We start from the raw sequence: 3051 nt of genomic DNA, 5'->3' as shown, positions 1-3051 counted from the left end.
ACATAAAGAGGTTAAAGAATCACAAAATGGTGCTTTGAGTAATAACCTACAGAATAAATAGTTTTCAAAAGCACTTTACTTCTAGACTCATTATAACATATACACTAACGATTGTATTTTTCAAATAACAAAGTTCGCCTAAAAATACATATTAAGTGGTATAATATTATCAAAAAGGAGGTTGCACTATGACTGCACATGATATTTTAAACAATCCTTTCCTTAATAAAGGGACTGCCTTTACCTCAGAGGAGCGGAAGGAACTAGGTCTTATTGGTTTATTGCCACCTTATGTTCAAACCATTGAAGAACAAGCGGCACAAACTTATGAGCAAATGCAAACAAAAGTAAATGATTTGGAAAAACGTCTTTTCCTAATGGAAATTTTTAATACTAACCGTACTCTCTTCTATTACCTCTTTTCTCAACATTTGGAAGAATTTAATCCAATTGTATACGATCCAACCATTGCAGATACCATTGAAGGTTATAGTGACCTCTTTGTAGATCCGCAATATGCGGGGTATCTTGATATTAATCATCCTGAAAATATTGAAGCCACTTTGAAAAATGCTGCTGGGGATCGCGAGATTCGTCTCATTGTTGTAACAGATGCAGAAGGAATCCTTGGAATTGGAGACTNGGGAACAAATGGTGTCGATATTTCTGTTGGAAAATTGATGGTCTACACGGGTGCTGCTGGAATCGATCCTTCTATGGTCCTTCCTTTAGTCATTGATGCAGGGACTAACCGTGAAGAACTTCGTAACAATCCTAATTACTTAGGAAATCGTCACGAACGGGTTCGCGGAGATCGTTACTACGACTTCATTGACCAATTTGTTCAAACAGCAGAACGTCTCTTTCCTAAACTCTACCTTCACTGGGAAGACTTCGGCCGCTTGAATGCTGCCAATATTCTTGAAAAATACCGAAAACAAATTCCAACTTTTAATGATGATATTCAAGGTACAGGAATCGTTACCCTAGGTGGTATCTTTGGTTCACTGGATATTAGTGGTGAAAAATTAACAGATCAAGTTTATCTCTGCTATGGTGGGGGAACAGCTGGTGCAGGAATTGCCTCTCGTGTTCTTCGTGAAATGGTGAGTGAAGGTCTTTCTGAAGAAGAAGCCTATAAACGTTTCTTTATGGTTGATAAACAAGGTCTTCTCTTTGATGACATGGATGACCTAACTCCTGAACAAAAACCGTTTGCTAAGAAACGTGCTGACTTTAGTAATGCAGACAAGTTGACTGACCTGCTTGAAGTAGTGAAGACTGTGAAGCCAACCATTCTTGTAGGAACGTCAACTCAACCTAATACCTTCACTAAAGAAGTAGTAGAAGCTATGTGTGAAAACACAGAACGTCCGATGATCTTCCCTTTGTCAAATCCAACCAAACTAGCTGAAGCTAGTGCCAAAGATTTGATTGAATGGTCAGATGGCAAAGCTTTTGTCGCAACAGGAATTCCTGCTGATACAGTTTCTTATAAAGGTGTCGACTATGTGATTGGTCAAGCCAATAATGCCTTGATTTACCCAGGTCTTGGTCTAGGTATGCTGGCTTCTGAAGCAAGTCTTTTGACTGATGAAATGATTGGAGCAGCGGCTCATTCATTGAGTGGTATTGTCAATTCAGGCCAACCAGGAGCACCTGTCTTGCCACCATTCAAGTATGTAGCAGATGTTTCTATTAAAGTAGCAGAAGCAGTCGCTAAAAAAGCGCAAGAGCAAGGTCTTGCACGCGCTAAGGAAACAGATATGGCTAAAGCAGTTCGTGATTTGAAGTGGTATCCAGAGTATAAATAATTCACTGCTGCTGTCTATCCTTCTATAGCGACAGATTTGTATGGGCTGTGGACTTAAGTAATTTAGAAAGGATACCTATGTCACTCTTTTTAACCTCGATTACGAGTATCATTCCGATTATCGCTATTATTGTTTTGGGGTATATTCTTCAGGTGAGGGGATGGTTTGGAGATGACTTTGGTCCCAATCTGTCTCGTTTGATCATGAATATAGCCTTGCCAGCGTCAATCTTTGTGTCGGTGATGAAATACCTAACACTAGATAAACTAATCAGTCTTTCTGGAGGTCTCCTTTATACTTTTATAGCATTTAAATTGGGATATATCGTAGCTTATATTGCAGTTGTGCTTTTCAAGGTTCGTCCAGGACGACGAGGAACCATGATTAATACCTTTGTGAATGCCAATACTATTTTTATTGGTTTACCTTTAAACGTTGCTCTTTTTGGGGATCAGGCTCTTCCTTATTTCTTAATTTACTATATCACCAATACGATTTCCACCTGGACATTGGGCGTGTATTTTATGACGAGCGACAGTAAATCGGGTCAAAGCAAGGAGACAACTAAATTTGACTGGAAGAAATTGCTACCAGCTCCGCTTGTAGGTTTCCTTGTGGCTCTAATAGTTTTGATTTTTCGAATCTCTATTCCAGATTTCGCAACGAATACCTTAACCTATGTTGGAAATATCGTCACTCCCCTATCTCTGATTTATATTGGTATCGTTCTTGCAAAGGCGGGCTTGAATACGATTGCTTTTGATAAAGATACAATTGTCACTTTAGTTGGACGCTTTATCCTAGCTCCTCTAATCATGCTTCTTGTCTTGAAGTTCTTTGCCCCAAATATGGCGGCAGTAGAATTTAAGACCTTTATGATTCAGTCCGCGACACCAGCTCTAGCTGTTCTCCCAATCCTTGCTAATCAAGGAAAAGGAGATGTGGAATTCTCTACGAATGTAGTGACTCTAAGTACGGTTCTATTTATCGTTGTTATTCCAATATTACAAACTTTATTAGGATAAGAAGGAAGAGGATAGGATTGAAAGTTCTGCGTTAAGAAATTTCCCTGTTTAAAAAATATTGATTCATATTTTATGAAATTAATCTGTAGATATTTTTCTGAAAAGCCCTAATATTACGCTATTTTTAGTCCAACTGAAACCCATACTTTCCAAACCAGGCTTGAAAAAAGCTCGTAAAGCATCACAATTTAGTAAACGTTAAAACTTATTTA

2 protein-coding genes are annotated in these 3051 nt (G+C 38.4%); both read left to right on the top strand.

Annotated features, from left to right (window positions below; all coding sequences use genetic code 11):
• Nucleotides 1-188 precede the first annotated feature (188 nt).
• Nucleotides 189-1814 carry a malolactic enzyme gene (locus tag D8872_RS10520; protein WP_125390875.1) on the top strand — a complete coding sequence of 542 codons (1626 nt, stop codon included), beginning with the start codon at nt 189-191 and terminating at the stop codon, nt 1812-1814.
• 77 nt (nt 1815-1891) lie between these two features.
• A complete protein-coding gene (locus D8872_RS10515; protein ID WP_125390874.1) occupies nt 1892-2839 on the top strand; it encodes an AEC family transporter in 948 nt (315 codons plus the stop codon).
• The last annotated feature ends 212 nt before the right edge of the window (nt 2840-3051 follow it).

The sequence above is a fragment of the Streptococcus cristatus genome (assembly GCF_003943815.1).
Lineage (GTDB): Bacteria > Bacillota > Bacilli > Lactobacillales > Streptococcaceae > Streptococcus > Streptococcus cristatus_F.
This window is presented reverse-complemented; position numbering and strand designations above follow the sequence as displayed.